The organism is Sphingopyxis sp. QXT-31, assembly GCF_001984035.1.
Lineage (GTDB): Bacteria > Pseudomonadota > Alphaproteobacteria > Sphingomonadales > Sphingomonadaceae > Sphingopyxis.
In genome coordinates, this window is sequence record NZ_CP019449.1 from 3,435,724 (window position 1) to 3,454,711 (window position 18,988).

At 67.5% G+C, this 18,988-nt stretch carries 17 protein-coding genes; 3 read left to right on the forward strand and 14 right to left on the reverse strand.

Features of this window, described 5'->3' with window-relative positions; all coding sequences use genetic code 11:
- Window positions 1–102 precede the first annotated feature (102 nt).
- The 4 genes from BWQ93_RS16595 to BWQ93_RS16610 all read right to left on the reverse strand — a co-directional run bounded on the left by BWQ93_RS16595 (window position 103) and on the right by BWQ93_RS16610 (window position 7,543).
- Complete coding sequence (locus tag BWQ93_RS16595; RefSeq protein WP_077031469.1) at window positions 103–2,880, reverse strand: TonB-dependent receptor; 2,778 nt, start codon at window positions 2,878–2,880, stop codon at window positions 103–105.
- Between the two features lie 150 nt (window positions 2,881–3,030).
- Window positions 3,031–3,744: a ligase-associated DNA damage response endonuclease PdeM gene (gene pdeM, locus BWQ93_RS16600; RefSeq protein ID WP_077031470.1), complete on the reverse strand. Its 714-nt coding sequence runs from the start codon at window positions 3,742–3,744 to the stop codon at window positions 3,031–3,033.
- A gap of 52 nt (window positions 3,745–3,796) precedes the next feature.
- Window positions 3,797–4,825: a retroviral-like aspartic protease family protein gene (locus tag BWQ93_RS16605; RefSeq protein ID WP_077032477.1), complete on the reverse strand. Its 1,029-nt coding sequence runs from the start codon at window positions 4,823–4,825 to the stop codon at window positions 3,797–3,799.
- A gap of 279 nt (window positions 4,826–5,104) precedes the next feature.
- Window positions 5,105–7,543: a ligase-associated DNA damage response DEXH box helicase gene (locus BWQ93_RS16610; protein ID WP_077031471.1), complete on the reverse strand. Its 2,439-nt coding sequence runs from the start codon at window positions 7,541–7,543 to the stop codon at window positions 5,105–5,107.
- Window positions 7,544–7,681: 138 nt separating this feature from the next.
- Between BWQ93_RS16610 and BWQ93_RS16615 the strand changes: the two genes are divergently transcribed.
- Entirely contained in the window at window positions 7,682–8,122 is a 441-nt protein-coding gene (locus BWQ93_RS16615; protein WP_156878270.1) for a hypothetical protein, read from the forward strand.
- Between the two features lie 204 nt (window positions 8,123–8,326).
- Here BWQ93_RS16615 and BWQ93_RS16620 read toward each other — a convergent pair whose 3' ends face one another.
- From BWQ93_RS16620 to BWQ93_RS20925, 3 genes are read right to left on the reverse strand one after another with little or no spacing between them, the layout of a single operon-like run.
- The gene (locus tag BWQ93_RS16620) at window positions 8,327–8,794 is read right to left on the reverse strand and encodes an SRPBCC domain-containing protein (RefSeq protein WP_077031473.1); all 468 of its coding nucleotides are present in this window, start codon (window positions 8,792–8,794) and stop codon (window positions 8,327–8,329) included.
- On the reverse strand, window positions 8,791–9,132 hold the full coding sequence (locus BWQ93_RS20920) for an ArsR/SmtB family transcription factor (protein WP_077031474.1): 342 nt from the start codon (window positions 9,130–9,132) through the stop codon (window positions 8,791–8,793). The genes BWQ93_RS16620 and BWQ93_RS20920 overlap by 4 nt, the downstream gene beginning before the upstream one ends.
- On the reverse strand, window positions 9,129–9,602 hold the full coding sequence (locus tag BWQ93_RS20925; protein ID WP_077031475.1) for a VOC family protein: 474 nt from the start codon (window positions 9,600–9,602) through the stop codon (window positions 9,129–9,131). Before BWQ93_RS20925 ends, BWQ93_RS20920 begins: the two co-directional genes overlap by 4 nt.
- A 99-nt stretch (window positions 9,603–9,701) precedes the next feature.
- Between BWQ93_RS20925 and BWQ93_RS16635 the strand changes: the two genes are divergently transcribed.
- On the forward strand, window positions 9,702–10,628 hold the full coding sequence (locus BWQ93_RS16635) for a glutaminase (protein WP_077031476.1): 927 nt from the start codon (window positions 9,702–9,704) through the stop codon (window positions 10,626–10,628).
- Window positions 10,629–10,668: 40 nt separating this feature from the next.
- Here the strand turns inward: BWQ93_RS16635 and BWQ93_RS16640 are convergent, their stop codons facing one another.
- Both BWQ93_RS16640 and gyrB read right to left on the reverse strand, forming a co-directional pair.
- On the reverse strand, window positions 10,669–11,058 hold the full coding sequence (locus BWQ93_RS16640) for a septal ring lytic transglycosylase RlpA family protein (RefSeq protein WP_077031477.1): 390 nt from the start codon (window positions 11,056–11,058) through the stop codon (window positions 10,669–10,671).
- An 88-nt stretch (window positions 11,059–11,146) separates the two neighbouring features.
- On the reverse strand, window positions 11,147–13,723 hold the full coding sequence (gene gyrB, locus BWQ93_RS16645; protein ID WP_077031478.1) for a DNA topoisomerase (ATP-hydrolyzing) subunit B: 2,577 nt from the start codon (window positions 13,721–13,723) through the stop codon (window positions 11,147–11,149).
- A gap of 106 nt (window positions 13,724–13,829) precedes the next feature.
- On the opposite strand from gyrB, the gene BWQ93_RS16650 reads away from it, so the two are divergent.
- On the forward strand, window positions 13,830–14,264 hold the full coding sequence (locus BWQ93_RS16650; RefSeq protein WP_077031479.1) for a hypothetical protein: 435 nt from the start codon (window positions 13,830–13,832) through the stop codon (window positions 14,262–14,264).
- Between the two features lie 140 nt (window positions 14,265–14,404).
- Here BWQ93_RS16650 and BWQ93_RS16655 read toward each other — a convergent pair whose 3' ends face one another.
- From BWQ93_RS16655 to BWQ93_RS16675, 5 genes are read right to left on the reverse strand one after another with little or no spacing between them, the layout of a single operon-like run.
- The gene (locus tag BWQ93_RS16655; RefSeq protein WP_077031480.1) at window positions 14,405–14,932 is read right to left on the reverse strand and encodes a hypothetical protein; all 528 of its coding nucleotides are present in this window, start codon (window positions 14,930–14,932) and stop codon (window positions 14,405–14,407) included.
- On the reverse strand, window positions 14,929–15,630 hold the full coding sequence (locus tag BWQ93_RS16660; RefSeq protein WP_077031481.1) for a nitroreductase: 702 nt from the start codon (window positions 15,628–15,630) through the stop codon (window positions 14,929–14,931). Before BWQ93_RS16660 ends, BWQ93_RS16655 begins: the two co-directional genes overlap by 4 nt.
- The gene (locus tag BWQ93_RS16665) at window positions 15,617–16,486 is read right to left on the reverse strand and encodes an RDD family protein (RefSeq protein WP_077031482.1); all 870 of its coding nucleotides are present in this window, start codon (window positions 16,484–16,486) and stop codon (window positions 15,617–15,619) included. The genes BWQ93_RS16660 and BWQ93_RS16665 overlap by 14 nt, the downstream gene beginning before the upstream one ends.
- A complete protein-coding gene (locus BWQ93_RS16670) occupies window positions 16,483–17,523 on the reverse strand; it encodes a stage II sporulation protein M (RefSeq protein ID WP_156878369.1) in 1,041 nt (346 codons plus the stop codon). Before BWQ93_RS16670 ends, BWQ93_RS16665 begins: the two co-directional genes overlap by 4 nt.
- Window positions 17,523–18,839 carry a DUF58 domain-containing protein gene (locus BWQ93_RS16675; RefSeq protein WP_077031483.1) on the reverse strand — a complete coding sequence of 439 codons (1,317 nt, stop codon included), beginning with the start codon at window positions 18,837–18,839 and terminating at the stop codon, window positions 17,523–17,525. Before BWQ93_RS16675 ends, BWQ93_RS16670 begins: the two co-directional genes overlap by 1 nt.
- Between the last annotated feature and the right edge of the window lie 149 nt (window positions 18,840–18,988).

Sequence of the window (18,988 nt, forward strand, 5' to 3'; positions counted from 1 at the left end):
CAGTGATGATAACAGATTTTCGGCCGATGCCAAAATCAAAAACCGCCCGCATCCGGTGGGATGCGGGCGGGCTTGAAAGTCCCGAAAAGCGGGCTGTGCGGCTTAGAACTTGCCGCGCAGCGTCACGCCATAGGTCCTGGGTTCGGCCAGGAACTGCGAGAAGATCTGGCGTCCGCCCGGATATTGCGGGTCGGTGAAGGGGGCCGACGTCGTGCCCGCCTGGAACGGCGAGTTGAACGCGACCTGCGCATAATTCTTGTTGAAGATATTCTGCGCCCACAGTTCGACGCCCCATTTCTCGTCGGGGCCGCGCACGCCGACACGCGCGTTGAACAGCGCATAGCCATTCTGTTCCTTCTGCGGGAACAGGTCGGAGCCGGTGTTGTAATCGCTGGTCATGCGGCCATCGATATAGACGAGACCGGTGAGCCCGCTGCTGCCCAGCTCGGGGGTCCAGGTCACGCTGCCGGTGGCGACCAGTTCGGGCGCGTTCGACAGATTGTCGCCGGGCAGCTTGCGCAGCGCGGCGTCGAGCGGCGCGCCCGACTTGTTGCCGACCAGGTCGCCGCGATATTTGGTGCGGGCATAGGTCAGGCCGGCGGCCATGCGGAAATTGGGGGCCGGAACCAGCTGCGCCTCGATTTCGACGCCTTGGGTGCGCACGCCATAGCCGACATCGCCTGCGGCGCAGGTTCCGGTCGCCGAGCTGAGGTCGGTATCGGCGTCGGGGCCGCCGACCAGGTCGCTACAGCCGTTGATCGTCTGGACCAGGAAGACCGTACCGTTGAAGGTATTCAGCTGGAAGTTGCTGAAGTCCGACCGGAAGGCCGACAGGCTCAGGCTGAACGGGCCGGTCGCATATTTGGCGCCGATTTCATAGCTGTCGACCAGTTCGGGGTCGAACTGCAGATTGCCGACCAGCGCCTGCGCCCCGCCCACCGAGGCGAAGGATACGAGTGGCGCCTTGAGCGCCGAGCGGTCGAGGTTGAACCCGCCCGCCTTGTAGCCGCGCGCGAAGCTCGCATAGAGCAGCAGGTCGTCGATCGGCTTGTACGACAGGATCGCGGTACCGGTCCATTCGTCCTCGCTGCGCTTGTCGTTGATCGACACGCCATTGAGTTCGGCGGTCGAATTGCCCTGACAGGCCAGTCCGATCAGCCCCTGCGACACCGCCGCCAGCGCCTGAACGCCGGTGAAACCGCCGACCAGATTCTGGACGTTGACGCACGCGGTGTTGTCGTTGGTGAAGGTCGCATCGAAATTCTTCGTGTCGTGGGTGTAACGGACACCCAGCGTCAGATCGAGCCGGTCGGTGATGTGGACGATATTGTGCGTGAACAGCGCCCAATTGGTGTCCTTCTGGAAATAGCGGTCGTTGATGCTGCCCTTGTCGCGAATGCCGTCGAGCTGGTCGAGCGCGGCGTAGATCGCGGGCGATGCCGCGCCGAATGCCGGCGGCCGCGCCGCGACGCAGCCCGCCGAGGTCGGCGAATAGAGCCCTGCAAGCGCGCCGCCCGAAATCAGGCGACAGGCGGCAAAGCGGCCATATTGGTTGCCGAAACGCAGATTGTCGCGAACCGTCAGGCGCTCGTTGGCATAGAAGCCGCCGACCAGCCAGTCGAGCTTGCCGTCGAACGCTTCGCCCTGCAGGCGCACTTCCTGGGTGAAGGTGTGGAACTGGCGATAGGCGTCGTCGTCCTCGGCGCGATAGAGGATGTCGACCGTGCCGTAATCGACGTCGCCCGCCTGCCCCGACCGATATTCGCGGTAACCGGTGATCGAGGTCAGCGTCGCGCCGCCGAGGTCATAATCGATCTGCGCCGAGAAACCATAATCCTTGGTCTCGCCGGCATAGCTGCGCCCCGGGGTGACCGACAGGTTGCGGCCATAGCCCTGGTTGAAGGCGGACAGCGACTGGCCGAGGTCGCGCAGCACGTTGATGATGTTGTTGCCGTTCGCCTGCGGCAGGTTCGGCGGCGTTCCGCCTGCGCCGGTCGAAAGCGGCGTCGACGGGTTGTTGAGATTGCCGATGAAGGGATTGACGCTGTTGTCGATATAGACCGCGCCGCAGCATTTTTCGTCGCGGAACGTATAGTCGGCGATCAGCCGGATCGACAGCGCGTCGGTTGGCTCGAACAGCAATTGGCCGCGCACGAAATAGCGGTCGCGGTCGTTGACGTCGGTGTTGTTCGCGGCGTCGCGATAGAAGCCGTCGCGCTTGACCCAGATGCCGTCGAGGCGCGCGGCGATCGTGTCGGTGATCGGCCCCGTGATGCTGCCGCCGAGGCGGAAATAGTCATAATTGCCATAGGTCGCTTCGGCGGTGGCGCCGAAGTTGAAGTCGGGCTTTTTCGAATAGATGCTGATCAGGCCCGCCGACGAGTTGCGGCCGCCGAGGGTGCCCTGCGGGCCGCGCTGCACCTCGACGCGGTCGATCTCGCCGAGCTCGTTGAGCCCGATGCCCGAACGCGAGCGATAGACGCCGTCGATGAACACCGGGACCGAGCTTTCGAGGCCGGGGTTGTCGCCGACGGTGCCGATGCCGCGGATACGCGCCGAACCATTGGCTTCCGATCCGGTCGACGAGACGAGCAGCGACGGCGCGACCTGGTTGAGCTGGCGGATGTCGTTGGCGCCGCTGTTCTGTAGCACCTCGGCATTGACCGCCGAGATGGCGACGGGGACGTCGGCCAGCCGCTGCGAGCGGCCCTGCGCCGTGACGACGATTTCGCTGTCGCCGGCGTCGTCGGTGGTCGCGGTGTCGGCGGGGGTATCGCTCTCCTGCGCGAAGGCGGGGACCGCCATGCTGACGATCGCCAGCGAGGCGCCGAGCGCACTGGTGCGCAGAAGGCGGGCAGCACAAAGGGTATAGGATTTCATTTCGGGCACTCCTCTCAACATTTCGTTGTTTTTATTAGCGCCTATTCATACGCATAATTATGCGGCGATCCAGCCGAGGCGCTGCATTTGCGCGATGTTTTCGGCGGGTGATGCATTTGTGTCACAGGCTGTAAAGCCCGGATTTCGGCGCTATCGGGCGCGGCGCGGCATTGCCGTAACGTCATCGGCGGCATGGGCGCCGCAGCGCAGCGACAGCAATTTTCCGCCCGCGACCAGCATTGCGCGATAATCGCCGGCAAAATTGGCTGCGATCGCCTCGTCGCCGACGTCGAGCCCGCCGGTCAGGCTGCCGAAAGCGGGCAGAATCAGCCGCTGCGCATCGCCCGCGAAGCACGGCCGCGATACGAGCCGCCCGCGCAGCTGGAGGCGCAGCTTGGGGTGGAAATGCCCCGATACTTCGGGCCGCGTCTCGCCGTCCATAGATTGGTGGCGAAAAACGATCCCGTCGACCTCGATCTCGTCGGCGACCGCGCCGCCCCACGCGCCGCCGGCCAGCCCGTCGTGGTTGCCCGCGATCCAGGTCAGCCGCACGCTGCCCGTCTGGCGCAGCAGCCGCTCGGCGACCGCGGGCGCGATGCGCTCCGCCGCGGCGCGGTCGTGGAAACTGTCGCCGAGGCACCAGATCGCGCGGGCCCCGGTCTCGGCGGCGAGCCGCGCCAGCCGGTCGAGCGTGTCGTGGCTGTCATAGGGCGGAAGCGGCTGGCCGTGCGCCGCGTACCAGCTCGCCTTTTCGAGGTGCAGGTCGGCGACGATCAGCGCGCCGTGGCGCGGCCAGAACAGCGCGCGCCCGGCGAGCGGGACGAAGTGGTGACCGGCGAAATCGAAATGCGGCGCGGCGGGCATCGCATCGCTATGGCGATGCCGCTTGCCCCCGGCAAGGGCCGCGCGCCCGGGCCTATCCGCGGGGCGGCGAATAGGCGGCGAAACGCTGGCGGTTTTCGCGCGACGCCCCGGTCGGCAGTTCGAAGATCACGCGCTTGTTGGGAAAATCGATCTCGACGCGGTCGAACAGCGACAGGCTGTCCATGCCCAGCAGCAGCGCCGGCCGCTCCTCCAGCCCCAGCGCGCGGAACGCCTGGCTGTCGGCGAAGGAGACGGGCAGGTCGTTGACGTCGGCGCCGCTGATCGTGATGCGCTTGATCGCGGTGCGCGTCGCCGGCACCTCTTCGCCCGACACCGCGTTCAGCACCGTCGAAAAGAAGGGGAAGCTGTGCTGGCGCCGCGATGCGACCAGCCGTTGCAGCGCGAGGTTGCCGACGCTCGTCTGCGCCCCGGTGTCGACGATCACATCGACGCGCTTGCCGTCGATGCGCGCGTCGGACAGGATCAGCCGCCCCGCCATGTTGCGCGCGGTGACGACGATCGCGTCGTCGTCGTCGATGATCGGTCGCGCCCGCCGCCTCGTCTCGAGTATCTCCATGCTTTCGCTGCGGAAATTGATCAGGATGCGCCGGTTTTCGAGCATGTCGACCCCGATCAGCCCGGCCGCGCCGATATGGCGTCCCGAAAAGGCGGGGGCATCGAACGGCGTCATGTGCAGCCCCGTCATCGACAGCGCCGCGACGCGGTAGCTGGTCACCACCGCCGAGCTGCCGATCGTCGCCAGCCGCAATTTCTCGCCCTCGGCCAGCCCCAGGCGGTCGGCGAGTTCGCGCGCGATCACCGTGCGTTCGGCGCCGGTATCGACCAGGAAGGAAAAGGGCCCCTGCCCGCCGACCATCACCTGCACCGCCATGCGCCGCGTCGCGTCGAGGTCGAAGGGCTGGATGAAGGGCGTGACCTCGCTCGTCAGCGCGGGATCGTCGATCAGGGTTGCGGCGGGGGCGGGCACCGCCGGGGGTGCCGGGGGCTGGCTCGCGCCCAGCAGCAGCGGCGCCGCGGCGAGCGCGCTCCAGATCATCGGCCGCTTCGAAACATGGGTCATCGCGGGCATCCTCATTATATTTGTCCCCAGTCTACGCCTCTCCGCGGTTCGCGGCAAGCGGGGCGGGGGCTATGGGAAGGGCGATCGGGAGGGACGGTTTTGGGGTGGCGAGCTGCCCTAAAGGTCCTCCCCACGCGAAGCGATGGGGAGGGGGACCGCCGCGAAGCGGTGGTGGAGGGGTTGCGGGGCAGAGCTGACCTGTGACGTCGCCGACCCCTCCGTCAGCCCTGCGGGCTGCCACCTCCCCATCGCTGCGTGTGGGGAGGATCGTTACGTCCGCTATCGCCCGATACCCGACCGCCCTCCACCCATCGCCGCCGCGGCCAGTTCGTCGGCCAGCTCGCCCAGCAGCGCGTCGTCGATATCCGCCGCCGCGACATTCTCGCGCCCGATCAGCACCAGCACCGGCACCGCCAGCGGGCTGATCCGCTCGAGCCGCTGGTGCAGCATCGTCCCCGCCGCGCGGTCGAGCAGGTCGCCGAGGCGCGCCACATCCGTCAGCCGCTCGCGCGCATCGGCCCAGGCCGCCTCGAGCAAAAGATGGTCGGGCTCGTACTTGCGCAGCACGTCGAAGATCAGGTCGGTGGAAAAAGTGACCTGCTTGCCCGTCTTGCGCTTGCCCGGATGCTGGCGCTCGATCAGCCCGCCGATCACCGCGACCTCGCGGAAGGCGCGCTTCAGGAGGTGCGATCCCTCGACCCATTCGACGAACTCGTACTCGAGGATCGCCGCGTCGAACAGCGCTGCGGGATCGGTCACGGGGCGCAGCGACCAGATCGCCAGCGCATAGTCCGAGGCGACGAAGCCCAAGGGCTGCAGCCCCGCGCGCTCCATGCGTTTCGAGATCAGCATGCCCAGCGACTGATGCGCATTCCACCCCTCGAAGGGATAGGCGACGAGATAATGATTGCCCTCGTGCGGGAAGGTCTCGACCAGCAATTCGCCGGGGCGTGGCAGCACCGATCGCAGCTGCTGCATCTCCAGCCAGAAGCGCACATCTTCGGGAAAGCGCGTCCAGCTCGCGGGCTCGGCGAGAAAGGTCCGCACCCGGTCGGCGAGCCGCGTCGTCAGCGCCATGCGTGCCCCGACATAGGAGGGGATGCGGGCGGGCCGCGTCGTCGCGCGCACCAGCAGGTCGGTGTCGCGGATCGCCTCGACCTCGAGGCTGAGCCCCGCAAAGGCGAAGGTGTCGCCCGGAGTCAGCGTGCTCGCGAAATATTCCTCGACACTCCCCAGGCGGCGCCCGTTCTTGAAGCGCACATCGAGCGTCGGCGCGTCGACGATGATCCCCGCATTGAGCCGGTGTTGCGCCGCGAGCCGCGGATGCGCGATGCGCCAGCGCTGCGTTTCGCCTGGGGGTCCGTCGGGCGCGAGGCGGCGGAAGCGGTCGTAGCTCTTCAGCGCATAACCCCCGTCGCGCACGAAACCCAGCAGCCGCGAAAAGGTCGTCGCGTTGATCCAGCGATAGGGCGCAGCCGAGCGGATTTCGGCGAGCAATTCACCCTCGTCGAACGACGCCGCGCAGGCGAGCGCCATCACATGCTGCGCCAGCACGTCGAGCGCGCCGGGTCGGAAACGGTCGGCGTCGCGCTCGCCCGCTTCCACGGCGTCCAAGGCCGCCTGCGCCTCGAGATATTCGAAGCGGTTGCCCGGTACGATCAACGCGCGGCTCGGCTCGTCGAGGCGGTGGTTGGCGCGCCCGATGCGCTGGAGCAGCCGCGAGCTTCCCTTGGGCGCCCCCATCTGGATCACGCAATCGACGTCGCCCCAGTCGAGCCCGAGGTCGAGGCTCGACGTCGCGACCAGCGCGCGCAGCCGCCCTTCGGCCATCGCGGCTTCCGCCCTTTGTCTTGCCTCGCGGTCGAGGCTGCCATGGTGGATACCGATCGGCAGCGACAGGTCGTTGACCTTCCACAATTCCTGGAAGATCAGTTCGGCCAGCCCGCGCGTGTTGCAGAAGATGATCGTCGTGCGGTTCTTCGCGACCTCCTCCATCACCTGGTGCACCGCATAGCGCCCCGAATGCCCTGCCCAGGGCACCGCGCCCTCGGGCAGGAGGATCGCTATATCGGGGTCGGCACCGGCCTCCCCGGTGACGATCGTCACCGTCCCGCCCGCCGCCTCGGGCGCCAGCCATCCGGCATATTGCGCCGGATCGGCGATCGTCGCCGACAGCCCGACGCGGCGCATCGCGGGGGCGATTTGCTGCAGCCGCGCCAGTGCAAGGCTCAGCAGATCACCACGCTTGCCCGGGGCAAAGGCGTGGATCTCGTCGATCACCACGGTCTTGAGGTCCGCGAACATCGTGAAACTGTCGGGATAGGAGAGCAGAAGCGACAAGGATTCGGGGGTGGTCAGCAATATGTTCGGCGGTCGGCTGCGCTGGCGCGCCTTCTTGTCCGACGACGTGTCGCCGCTGCGGCTCTCGACGCTGATCGGCAGCCCCATCTCCTCGACCGGCACGGTCAGGTTACGCTCGACGTCGGCGGCGAGCGCCTTCAGCGGCGACACATAGAGCGTGTGCAGCCGGTCCGACGGATGCGCGGTGAGATCGACCAGCGTCGGCAGGAAACCCGCCAGCGTCTTCCCTGCCCCGGTCGCTGCGACGAGCAGGGCATGTTCGCCGCGCGCCGCCGCTGCGAGCATATCGGCCTGATGCCGCCGCACCCGCCACCCGCGCGCGGCGAACCAGTCGTTGAAGATTTGCGGGAGGGGCATGGGGCAGATGTGGCGTGCCCGGTGCAGGGCGGCAAGGGTTTCTCCCCTCCCGCAGGCGGGAGGGGAGACAATGGCATCGACAACCCCTTCAAAACCGGCGATACATCCTTAGGGGTCGCATCCATCTGAAGGATGCTCATGTTCAAATTCACACTGGCCGCGAGCGCCGCTGCGGCGCTGCTGTTCCCGTTGCCGGTCGCCGCCGAAGAACCGATGATGAAGCTCGCGGGCATGCTGCGCTGCGCCGCGGTCTATCAGGTCACCAGCGAACGCGCTCCCAAGGAGAGCGAGGCGCAGCTGACCGCGGGGCGCCATTTCCTGCAATATTATATGATCATGCTCGCGCTGGCCGAGAACAAGCCCGACGACAAGTTCGACGCCAAGACGCTGAAGACGCTCTTCGAGGCCGAAAACGCCATCGCCAATTCGGACGCGGTGCTCGCGCGCGTCGAGGGCAAGACCGATGTCTTCGCCGCCGACATCGCCACCTGCGCGGGCTTCCGCGAACGCCAGCCCGAACTGTTCGCGAGCGCCGACCGGACGATCGACACGATGGCCAAGGCGCAGGCGTCGAATTAGGGTAGGGGCGTTTTCGGGCTAAGGATCCTCCCCACGCGCAGCGATGGGGAGGTGGCAGCGCAAAGCGCTGACGGAGGGGTTCGACGCCGTCAAAGGCCGGCGCAAGGCCAGACCCCTCCACCACCGCCTACGGCGGCGGTTCCCCTCCCCATGGCTGCGCCAAGGGGAGGATCTTTCGGGCCGCTCACCCCCTCAAAGCCCCCTCTAAACCCGCTCGCCCACGCCCCCCAGCAACCCGCGCCAATGCTCGCCCAGCCGGCGCTGGAACAGCATCAGTTCGAACCCGTGCCGCGCGACATGCTGCTGCGGGATCGCATCCCAGCCGCGATGCTCGACCGTCACGCGCGTCTCGGCGCCGACCGCCTCGAAGCGCACCTCGACCTCGGTCGCCTGTTCGGGTTTGAAACTCGGCAGCCGCCAGCCGAACGCCAGGAGCGCGCCGGGCTCCCAGCGGTGCACCGTGCCGATTTCCCACTCGCGCCCGTCGGCGAAGCGCGTCACCAGCCGCCCGCCGGGGCCCTCGGGATCGAAGCGCAGCGCGCCGTCGCCCTGCCGCGACAGCGCGAACAGCGGATGGCTCTGCCACCACAGCCCGATCTCGCGCGTGAACACCTCGAACGCGCGCGCGGGCGAGGCCGCGACGCGCAGCGCGACGATCACCGCGGCGCTCATATGTCACGCTCGACATGTGCCTTGAACGCCGCGAGCTGGTCAGCCCAAAGCGCCTCGGTGTCGGCCAGCCATTGCTTGAGCTCGGCGGTCGCGCCGTCCTTCAGCCGATAGATGCGCACCCGCGCGTCGAAGAGCGGAAAGCCGTCCTCGACCAGCCCGCCCTCCTTGAGCGCGCGCAGGTGCCGGCTCATCGCCGGCGGCGCGAGCCCGAGCGCATGCGCGAGCTCGCCCGCGCTGTGGGGACGCTGCCCCAGCAGTTCGACCGCGCGCCGCCGTTTCGGGTCGGCGAGCGCGGCGAAGACACGGTCGACCCCCTCGCTCGATCTTAGGGCGCTCAATCGTCGAGCCGCGTCTTGGTCGTGAAGCCGCCTGCGGCGTCCCACTCGTCGGCGCTCTTTTCCTCGACCGTCACGCCGAAGGTCCAGATATGCCCCTCGGGATCCCTGGCGCGGTAGCTGCGGTCGCCGTAGAATTGCGTCTCGGGCTCCTGGACGATCACGGCGCCCGCGGTGCGCGCGACTTCGCAATGCGCGTCGATATCCTCGCCGGCGGCGAGCTGCACATGCACCGTCTGCGTATTCTTGCCGCCCAGCGACTTGGGGCTCTTGTGATCCTCGGACCATTCGTTGCCGACCATGATCGTCGATCCGCCATAGCCCATCTCGCTATGCGCCAGATTGCCCTCGGCATCGAGCAGCACGAACAGCGGCTCGAAACCGAACGCCTCCTCCAGCCAGCGGAACGCCGCCTTGGCGTCCTGGTAACAGACGGCGCTCGAAAGCCCCTTGCTACGTGCCTGTTCCGCCATGATCGCTCTCCCGATTCGCCTATGATTTCTCGATAATAGAATATTTTCGCAAAAATGAAAATACATGCAATCGCGAATGAAGTTGCTAGGAAGTGGGCGATGACCGACCTCGCCCGCTGCCTCGCCGAAGCCTATGAAGTCGCGCTGCCGCACCGCGGCCAGGGCAAGGTCGCCGACTATATTCCGGCGCTGGCGAAGGTCGATCCGAACCGTTTTGGTATGGCGCTCGCGCTTCCCGACGGCACGCTCCACACCGCCGGCGACGCCAGCGAGGCGTTTTCCATCCAGTCGGTGTCGAAGGTGTTCACGCTGGCGCTCGCGCTCCGCCGCGTCGGCAGTTCGCTGTGGGACAGCGTCGGCCGTGAACCCTCGGGCAGCGCGTTCAATTCGATCGTCCAGCTCGAAAACGAGGCCGGCGTGCCGCGCAACCCCTTCATCAACGCCGGCGCGATCGCGACCACCGACCGGCTGATCGACGGCCGCGACCTCGACGAAACGGTCGAGGAAATCCTCGCCTTCATGCGCGCCCGCGCCGGCGACGACGCGGTAGAGATCGACCTCGACGTCGCATCTTCCGAATCCGAAACCGGCGCGCGCAACCGCAGCCTGACCCATTTTATGGACGCCTTCGGCAACCTCCGTCACCCCGTCGAAACGACGCTCGGCGTCTATTTTCGCCAATGCGCGATCGCGATGAGCTGCACCCAACTGGCGAAGGCGGGGCTGTTCCTGGCGATGGAAGGCCGCGACCCGCGCACCGGCGAGCAATTGCTCGAGGCGCACCGCGCGCGCCGCATCAACGCGATCATGATGCTCTGCGGCCACTACGACAATTCGGGCGAATTCGCCTTCCGCGTCGGTCTGCCGGGCAAGAGCGGGGTCGGCGGCGGCATCCTGTGCATCGCGCCGGGGCAGGGCTCGATCGCGGTCTGGTCGCCGGGGCTCAACGAAGCGGGAACGTCGCTCGTCGGCGCGATCGCGCTCGAACATTTCGCTTATGTCGCGGGCTGGTCGGTGTTCGACTGATAGCATGCGATGAATGTCGCGTTTCGCCCGAAGCCGGCCGTCAATCCTCCAGCAGCGCCAGCCGCACCCGCGCCGTGCCGCTCCGGTGCATGCCGATTTCCTTCGCCGCGGCGTGGCTGATGTCGATGACGCGCCCGCGCCCGAAGGGACCCCGGTCGTTGATCCGCACCACCACGCTCTGCCCGTTCGACAGGTTGGTGACGCGCACCTTGCTGCCGAAGGGCAGGCTGCGGTGCGCCGCGGTCAGGTCGCCGGGATCGCACACCTCGCCATTGGCGGTGCGGTTGCCCGCAATCTCGCGGCTGTAATAGCTCGCCATTCCGGTCGCGACCTCGGTCTCGACGACGGTTTCTGTGTCGTCTTCGACCTCCTGCGCGGCCGCCGGAAGCGCCAGCAGCATCGGCATCAGCATAGCCAACAGCGCCCGCATGACATCCTCCCCCGTTTTCTGGCGGCAGAGAACCGCGCTCGGCGCGCCGTGGCAAGCCGGGCCGCGTTACGCCGCGCCGTAATTGCGATCAGACGTCGAGATTGGCCACCGACAGCGCGTTGGTCTGGATGAAATCGCGCCGCGGCTCGACCTCGTCGCCCATCAGCCGCTCGAAGATATCGTGCGCGACGTCGGCCTGGTCGGCCTCGACGCGCAGCAGCGAGCGGTTGGCGGGGTCGAGCGTGGTTTCCCAGAGCTGCTCGGCATTCATCTCGCCCAGCCCCTTGTAGCGGCTGATCGTCAGCCCCTTGCGGCTGTGCGCGAAAATCGCGTCGAGCAGTTCGGACGGGCGCGTGATCGAGGTAATCTTGCCGCCGGTCGCGGCGGGCAGGTCGCTGTCGCTCGCCTCGGCATCGTTCTCGGCCTCGGCGGACGCGGCGATCGCGGCGGCGTCGGCCGCCTGCGCCGCGGCGCTGCTGCCCTTCACCAGCCGCGCGGGATGCGCATAGGTTTCGGCCTGTTCGGCGGCGAGCTTGTGCAGCCGGCGCGCCTCCTGGCTCGCGAGGAACGCGGCGTCGATGGCATGATGGTCGCTGACCCCGCGCCAGCGCTTTTCGAGCGTATAGCCGCCGTCGACCGCGACGATCGTCCACTTCGCCTCGCTGCCGCCGGTCAGCGCGCGCTCGGCGGCGTTCAGCCACTCGGCGGCACGGATGCCCGCGGTGGCGCGGCCGGCTTCGTCTTGCGCGGGATCGAGCGCGCCGTTCAGCGCCAGCGCCTCGACCAGCTCGTAATTATGCCCGCGCGGGACATAGCGCATCAGCGCCCGCAGGCGGCGGCCATGCTCGATCAGCGAGCGCAGGTCGTTCCCCGACCGCGCGCCGCCGCTCGTCTCGAGCATCAGCGCGTCGATGCCGCCGTCGACGAGGTAGTTTTCGAGCGCGCTATCGTCTTTCAGATAGACTTCGCTGCGCCCCTTCGCGACCTTGTAGAGCGGCGGCTGGGCGATGTAGAGGTGCCCGCCCTCGATGATCTCGGGCATCTGTCGATAGAAGAAGGTGAGCAGAAGCGTGCGGATATGCGCGCCGTCGACGTCGGCGTCGGTCATGATCACGATCTTGTGATAGCGCAGTTTTTCGAGGTTGAACTCGTCGCGAATGCCCGTCCCGAGCGCCTGGATCAGCGTCCCGACTTCCTTCGACGAAATGATCCGGTCGAACCGCGCGCGCTCGACGTTCAGGATTTTGCCCTTCAGCGGCAGGATCGCCTGCACATGCCGGTCGCGGCCCTGCTTCGCGCTGCCACCTGCCGAATCGCCCTCGACCAGGAAGAGTTCGCATTTGGCGGGGTCGCGTTCCTGGCAGTCGGCCAGCTTGCCGGGTAGCGAGGCGATGTCCATCGCGCCCTTGCGCCGCGTCAGCTCGCGCGCCTTCTTGGCGGCCTCGCGTGCCGCGGCGGCGTCGATGACCTTCTGGATCACCGCTTTCGCATAGGCGGGATTTTCCTCGAGCCATTCGGTCATCCGGTCGGCCATCAGGCTTTCGAGCGGCTGGCGGACCTCGGACGAGACGAGCTTGTCCTTGGTCTGCGACGAGAATTTGGGATCGGGCAGTTTGACCGACACGATCGCGGTCAGCCCCTCGCGCATATCCTCGCCGGTCAGCGAGACCTTTTCCTTCTTGAGGATGCCCGACTTGTCGCCATAGCTGTTCAATGTGCGCGTCAGCGCGGCGCGGAAGGCGGCGAGGTGCGTGCCGCCGTCGCGCTGCGGGATGTTGTTCGTGAAGCAGAGGACATTTTCATAATAGCTGTCGTTCCACTCGAGCGCGACGTCGATGCCGATGCCGTCGCGCTCGCTGCTGATCGCAATCGGATCGGGCAGCAGCGCGGTCTTGTTACGGTCGAGATAGCGCACGAAGGCGCCGATGCCGCCTTCGTAGAACAGGTCGTGGCTGACATGCTCGGCATGGCGCGCGTCGACCAGCTTGATGCGGACGCCCGAATTGAGGAACGCCAGCTCGCGGTAACGGTGCTCAAGCTTCTCGAAGTCGAATTCGAGGACATTCTTGAACGTCTCGGTCGACGCCTGGAACGTGACGCGTGTGCCCTTCTTGCCCGCCGGGGCGGGGCCGTTGACCTTCAAGGGCGCGACCGAATCGCCATTCTCGAAGCGCATCCAATGCTCTTCGCCGTCGCGCCAGATCGTGAGTTCCAGCCACTCACTGAGCGCGTTGACGACGCTGACGCCGACGCCGTGCAGGCCGCCCGACACTTTATACGCATTGTCGTCGCTGGTATTCTCGAACTTCCCGCCCGCGTGGAGCTGGGTCATGATGACCTCGGCCGCCGAAATGCCTTCTTCGGCGTGGATGCCCGTCGGGATGCCGCGGCCATTGTCCTCGACGCTGACCGACCCGTCGCTGTTGAGCGTGATCAGGACGAGGTCGCAATGCCCCGCGAGCGCTTCGTCGATCGCATTGTCCGAAACCTCGAACACCATGTGATGGAGCCCCGACCCGTCGTCGGTGTCGCCGATATACATGCCCGGGCGCTTGCGGACCGCGTCGAGGCCCTTCAGCACCTTGATCGAATCGGCGCCATAGGCGTTGCTGTTGGGCTGGTTGGCAGGCGTGCTGGGGGCGATATTTTCAGGGGTATCCGTCATATCGATTATATAGGGTCGGCGCCCCGAAAACCCAAGCGAAAATGCGCCTCTCGGGGTCGTGGCAAGGGGCGTTGCGCCGCCGCGCCGCGGCGGCTAGTTTCGCCCCATGAACCATCGTCTCCCCGCTTCGCTTGCCGCCACCCTCGCCTTCGCGCTCGCCGCCTGTTCGCAGCCCGCGCCGCCCGCCGACAATGCCCCGGTGGTCGCCGGCGAGCCGCTCGCCTCGCGCCCGGTGATGATCGGCACCGAAGGGCCCCAGCTTCCCGCCTGTTCGAGCATCAGCCGCGTCAAGGCCGGCGGCACCGACGTCTATTGGGCGCCCGGCGAAACGCGCGCGGTCAAGGCGAAGCTCGCCGGCGGGGTGCGTGTGTCGCTGTGCGAGGCGACCGACGACGACGCCTGGTTCGGGGTGATCTTCCCGCCCGCGGGACAGGACGACACGCTCTGCGGCATCGGCCGCCCGATCCGCACCGCGCGCGAATATCAGGGCCCGTGCCGCTGGGGCTGGATCAAAGGCGGGACGGTCCAGCTGGGGGCTTAATGGGATATCCTCCCTGTCGCGCAGCGATGGGGAGGTGGCAGCGCGAAGCGCTGACGGAGGGGCGTTGGCGCCCAAATCGCCGCCCCCCCACCATCCTTCGGACGGTCCCCCTCCCCATCGCTTCGCGACAGGGAGGATAATTACCCCCGGCAATCCTCGATCAGCCGCCCGATTTCCGACTGCACCGGCAGCGTCAGCGTGCTGCCGTTGCTCGCTTCCAAGGCAAAGCGCCCGCGGCTGAACGCGATGCGGTCGAGCTTGACGTCGCGTGCGCCGATCGCGACCCGGCCGCCGGTGAGGCGCAGCTGGTCGGTCCCCGCGCTGGTCCGCAATTGCACGTCGAGCGGCGCCTCGCCGGCGCCCAGCCCCGCGCCGAGCTCGATCGACCCGCCGTTGCAGACCATCGTCACCAGCGGCGATGCGGCGCTGGCCTGCGCGAAGCGCGCGGTGCGCGAGCCTGCGTCGTAACGCCATTCGCCGGCGTCGAGCTGACGCTGGTCCCACGGCCGTGCTGGCGGGGCAGGGGGCAGCGGAACGGGGGTAGGCGCGACCGCGACGGGGCGCGGTTGCTGCACCGGCGCCGGGGTCGGCACCGCGGCGCAGCTGGCGATCGCCAGCGTCAGCGGCAGCGCCGTGCCATAGCGCCACCAAGCGCGTCTTTTGCTCATCGGGAAAACCCCCGCCAGTCGATCACTTCGTCGAGGCCAACGCGCGGCACCGGCCATTGGTTCACCGCGGCCGCCTCGTCGGCATAGCCGATCGCCAGCCCGGTGAAGAGGATCTGGCCGTCGCCGAGCTCCAGCGTCTGGCGGATCGTCTCGCCATACATCGCCCAACATTCCTGCGGGCAGCTGGCGAGGCCGTGCTCGACGAGCAGCAGCATGACCGACTGCAACCACATGCCCATGTCGGACCATTGCGGCGGCCCCATGATCCGCGAACAGTGGAGGAACAGCATCACCGGGGCGCCGAAGCCGGTATAATTGTGCATGAACTGGCCGAGCCGGCCCTTCTTGTCCTCGCGCGGGATGCCGAGCGCAGCATAGAGCCCCTCGCCGACGCCGAAGCGCCGCGTCTCCCACGGGTCGGTCAGCCCCTTGGGGTAGATGTCATATTCGGGCTGATGCCCGTCGCGCCCCATCGCGATGCGCCCCGCGACGGCGTCCTTCACCGCCTGCCAGGGCGCGCCCGTCAGCACGACCGCCTGCCAGGGCTGGAGGTTGCCGCCCGAGGGCGCGCGCTGTGCGGCGGCGAAGATTTCCGCGAGCAGCGCGGGATCGACCGGCCGGTCGGCAAAGGCGCGCACCGAGCGGCGCTTGTGGAGCGCTTCGGTCACCGAAGCTGCGGACGGGTCAGTCGCTGGCATATTTATCCTCTCGCCGCTTGCCGAACAGCAATTTGCGTTCGAGCCGCGCCTTCAGTTGCCGGTAATAGGCGAGGAGGAAGACATCGTCCTCCTCGGCCACCGGCCGCCCGATCTTGGCGCGGATCGTGTCGGCGACCTCGCGCATGGCGCGCGGATCGCGGGCGCGCAAGACCCGCTCGAGTTCCTGCAGCTCGTAGATGCCGTAAACCGCGAGCTCGTTTTCGCCGAAAGTCATCGTCGCGGCGCCGTCGGCCTCGGCGGCGATATCCTGGTCGAGCTTCGAGCGCTGCGCCATCACGACCCAGGTCCCCGCGATCAGGTCGCCCATCCGCATCCGGTCCTTGTTGAACAGCAGGAACAGGCTGAGCGTCAGCGACCATAATATGCCGGCCGCGACGGTCAGCCCCGACACGCGGTCCTCGCCCGCGCCGAACCCCAGCATCATCAGCGGCAGAAAGATTTCGAGCTCGCGGATCAGGTTGCGCGCGACCACCGCGTCGGCGGTCAGGCGTCCGCCGTCGCGCGCGACGACGCGGATACCCATCAGCCTCTTGCCCGGCGTCGCGGCGCGCTGCCCCAGCTCGAACCCGATGAACCAGAAGGTCCGCAGGAAGAAGAAGCCGAGCAGCCAGATGCTCTGGAATATGTCCGAGCGGCTCGAATAGCCGAGCCAGCCGATCAGCAGGCTGAAGAGGATCAGCACGACCAGCATGATACCGAGGTCGACGATCAGCGCGCCGAACCGCAGCCCCGAACTCGCGATCTTCAGCTCGAGATCGACCCCCTCGGGGGTGATGAACTGGCGCAGCTTGCCCTGCCGCGCCAGCCGCTCGCGCGCGTTGGTGGCCGCGCTCATGCGGCCTCCTCGCGGCGGGGGAGGTAATAATAGGCGAGCCAGAAGAGCAGCATCGCGGTGCCGATCGCATAGCGCGTCACCGTGTCGGTGATCAGCTGGCGCCCGAAACCTTCGAGCAGCCCGGCGATCAGCAGCATGATGATCACGCCGACCATCACCTTGCCCGCGGTGCGCCCTGCATCCGACGCCGCCTGCAACCGGCTGCGCGCGCCCGGAAATACCACCGCCGCGCCGATGCGCAGCCCCGCGGCGCCAGACAAAGCGGCGGCGAACAGCTCGGTCGTGCCGTGAATGAACAGCCAGCCGGCGAAATCATAACCCAGCCCCTTCGAGGTGAAGACCGCGACCATCGCGCCGATGTTGATGCCCTGATAGAATTCCAGCATCATCGTCGGGATGCCGAAGGCAAAGCCCAGCGCGAAGGACATGATCGACACGCCGCTGTTGTGCGTGAACAGGAAGGAGGCGAAGACGTGCAGCGCGCCGCCCTCCTCGTCGGCCGCGGCCTTGCCGTGCCCCATCGTCGATTGCAGATATTCGACCGTCGCGCGCGGGTCGCGCCCGCCCGCCATGCTTTCGTCGACGAAGCTGTAGTACCATTGCGGATCGCTGGTCACGAGCGACCAGCTGGTCAGTCCGCCGAGGAGGAGGATGGCCACGATGATCAGCGTTTCTTTCCACACTGCCTGCACCGCCAGCGGCCAGTCGCGCGCGAAGAAGCGCGCCAGCCGGTCGAGCCGCGACTGGCGCACGCCATAGATCAGGAAATAACCGCGCATCGACAGCGCCTCGAGATGATCGAGCAATGCCTTGTCGAGGCTGGTTGCGCGCGCGATCGACAGCGACGACAGGGTCGCGCGATAGAGCACGGGCAGTTGGAGCAGCTCCTCGCTCGACAGCCCCTTGGCGCCCTTTTTCTCGAGCCGGGTGAGCAGCGCGTCGAAGGCGATCCAGTCGGCCTCGCGCTCGGCGCGGAAACGCACGGTCGAGAAGGTCGGCGCGTCGATCGCGGCGGCGGCGGAGACGGTCGGCACGATCACAGGCTACCCTCGCGCTTGATGCCCAGATAGGCGTCGATCACCCCGCCCGCCATCGCGTCGGCGGGCACTTCGAGCACGTCGGCGCCCAGCCGCTGCAACCGCGCGATGACCAGCTGGCGGTCGCGCAGCATCGCGGCGGCGACGTTCGATCGCGTGACGTCGGCGGCGCTTTCGGGGCGGCGCTTTTCCTCGCTCTCCAGCTCCTCGTCCTTCAGCACGACGAACAGCAGCCGGTGCTTCTTGACCAGCCGGCCCGCGGCGCGGATCATCAGGTCGGCGCTCGTCGCATCTGTGAATTCGGTGAACAAGATGATCAGCGACCGGCGGTTGAGCTGCGCCGACAAGGTCGTCAGCGCCAGCGTGAAATTGCTCTCGACCGGGGCGTAATCGACCAGGCTCGCCGCGCGCTGGAGCGCCGGGAAATCCTGCGTGTGCATATGGGCCGGCGTCATCGCCTGCGGTTTCGCCGCGAAGGAGAAGAGGCTGATCCGGTCGTTCATCTTCAGCCCGACATAGGCGAGCAGCAGCGCCGCCGACACCGCGCGGTCGACGCGCGGCATGCCGCCCACCGGCTCGGCCATCGTCCGCCCGCCGTCGATCGCCAGCACGACGCGATTGTCGCGCTCGACGCGATATTCCTTGGCAAGCAATTTCACGTGCCGCGCGGTCGCGTTCCAGTCGATCGCGCGCCGGTCCATGCCCGGCTGATATTCGGCGAGCGCTTCATATTCGGCGCCTTCGCCGCGGATGCGCTGCTGGCGCAGACCAAACCAGCTGTTGCGCTGGAACAATCGGCTGCCCTCCTCGGTCACCGCGCGCAGGCTGGGGACGACCGCGATGCTGCCGTCGAGAGCGAATTTGCGCTGTTTCCACACCAGCCCCAGCGGCCCGCGCCAGCGGATCCACGCGGCGTCGATCAAGCCCTTGCCGCGCCGGCTCGCCGACAGCGGCATGATTCGCGTGAGCGGTCCGCCCTCGGCGGCGCGCATCGTTTCGGTGAGCCGGCCCCCGACCGCCAGCCGTTCGTCGACCGCCAGCGCGACCTCGGCGTGCCGCGGCACCCCGCGCTCGCTCGCCGCGGTCAGCTTGAGGTCGAACGGGTCGCCGACCCCGACCTGGTGCGGATATTTCGCATCGAGCGTCAAGTGGCGCGGATGCGCGCCCGCGAGTGCGTCGACCAGCAGGCAGGCGACCAGGAAAGCGATCCACCCGGGCGCGAACAGCCACAGCTCGGGCCGGATCAGCCCGAGCAGCAGCGCGACCGGCGCACCCGCCAGCAGCAGAAGGATCGCCCGCCGGGTCGGATAGATCATCAAAAAAGATCCTCCCTGCCGCGAAGCGGTGGGGAGGTGGCAGCGCTAAGCGCTGACGGAGGGGCTATGACGCAGCCCCTCCACCACGCGCTATGCGCGCGGTCCGCCTCCCCACGGCTTCGCCGCAGGGAGGATCTTTTCCGGCTCCC

Coding starts and splice junctions, on each gene's coding strand:
- BWQ93_RS16595 (WP_077031469.1), bottom strand. CDS start 2,880: ATGAAATCCTATACCCTTTGTGCTGCCCGCCTTCTGCGCACCAGTGCG.
- pdeM (WP_077031470.1), bottom strand. CDS start 3,744: ATGCCCGCCGCGCCGCATTTCGATTTCGCCGGTCACCACTTCGTCCCG.
- BWQ93_RS16605 (WP_077032477.1), bottom strand. CDS start 4,825: ATGACCCATGTTTCGAAGCGGCCGATGATCTGGAGCGCGCTCGCCGCG.
- BWQ93_RS16610 (WP_077031471.1), bottom strand. CDS start 7,543: ATGCCCCTCCCGCAAATCTTCAACGACTGGTTCGCCGCGCGCGGGTGG.
- BWQ93_RS16615 (WP_156878270.1), top strand. CDS start 7,682: ATGTTCAAATTCACACTGGCCGCGAGCGCCGCTGCGGCGCTGCTGTTC.
- BWQ93_RS16620 (WP_077031473.1), bottom strand. CDS start 8,794: ATGAGCGCCGCGGTGATCGTCGCGCTGCGCGTCGCGGCCTCGCCCGCG.
- BWQ93_RS20925 (WP_077031475.1), bottom strand. CDS start 9,602: ATGGCGGAACAGGCACGTAGCAAGGGGCTTTCGAGCGCCGTCTGTTAC.
- BWQ93_RS16635 (WP_077031476.1), top strand. CDS start 9,702: ATGACCGACCTCGCCCGCTGCCTCGCCGAAGCCTATGAAGTCGCGCTG.
- BWQ93_RS16640 (WP_077031477.1), bottom strand. CDS start 11,058: ATGCGGGCGCTGTTGGCTATGCTGATGCCGATGCTGCTGGCGCTTCCG.
- gyrB (WP_077031478.1), bottom strand. CDS start 13,723: ATGACGGATACCCCTGAAAATATCGCCCCCAGCACGCCTGCCAACCAG.
- BWQ93_RS16650 (WP_077031479.1), top strand. CDS start 13,830: ATGAACCATCGTCTCCCCGCTTCGCTTGCCGCCACCCTCGCCTTCGCG.
- BWQ93_RS16655 (WP_077031480.1), bottom strand. CDS start 14,932: ATGAGCAAAAGACGCGCTTGGTGGCGCTATGGCACGGCGCTGCCGCTG.
- BWQ93_RS16660 (WP_077031481.1), bottom strand. CDS start 15,630: ATGCCAGCGACTGACCCGTCCGCAGCTTCGGTGACCGAAGCGCTCCAC.
- BWQ93_RS16665 (WP_077031482.1), bottom strand. CDS start 16,486: ATGAGCGCGGCCACCAACGCGCGCGAGCGGCTGGCGCGGCAGGGCAAG.
- BWQ93_RS16675 (WP_077031483.1), bottom strand. CDS start 18,839: ATGATCTATCCGACCCGGCGGGCGATCCTTCTGCTGCTGGCGGGTGCG.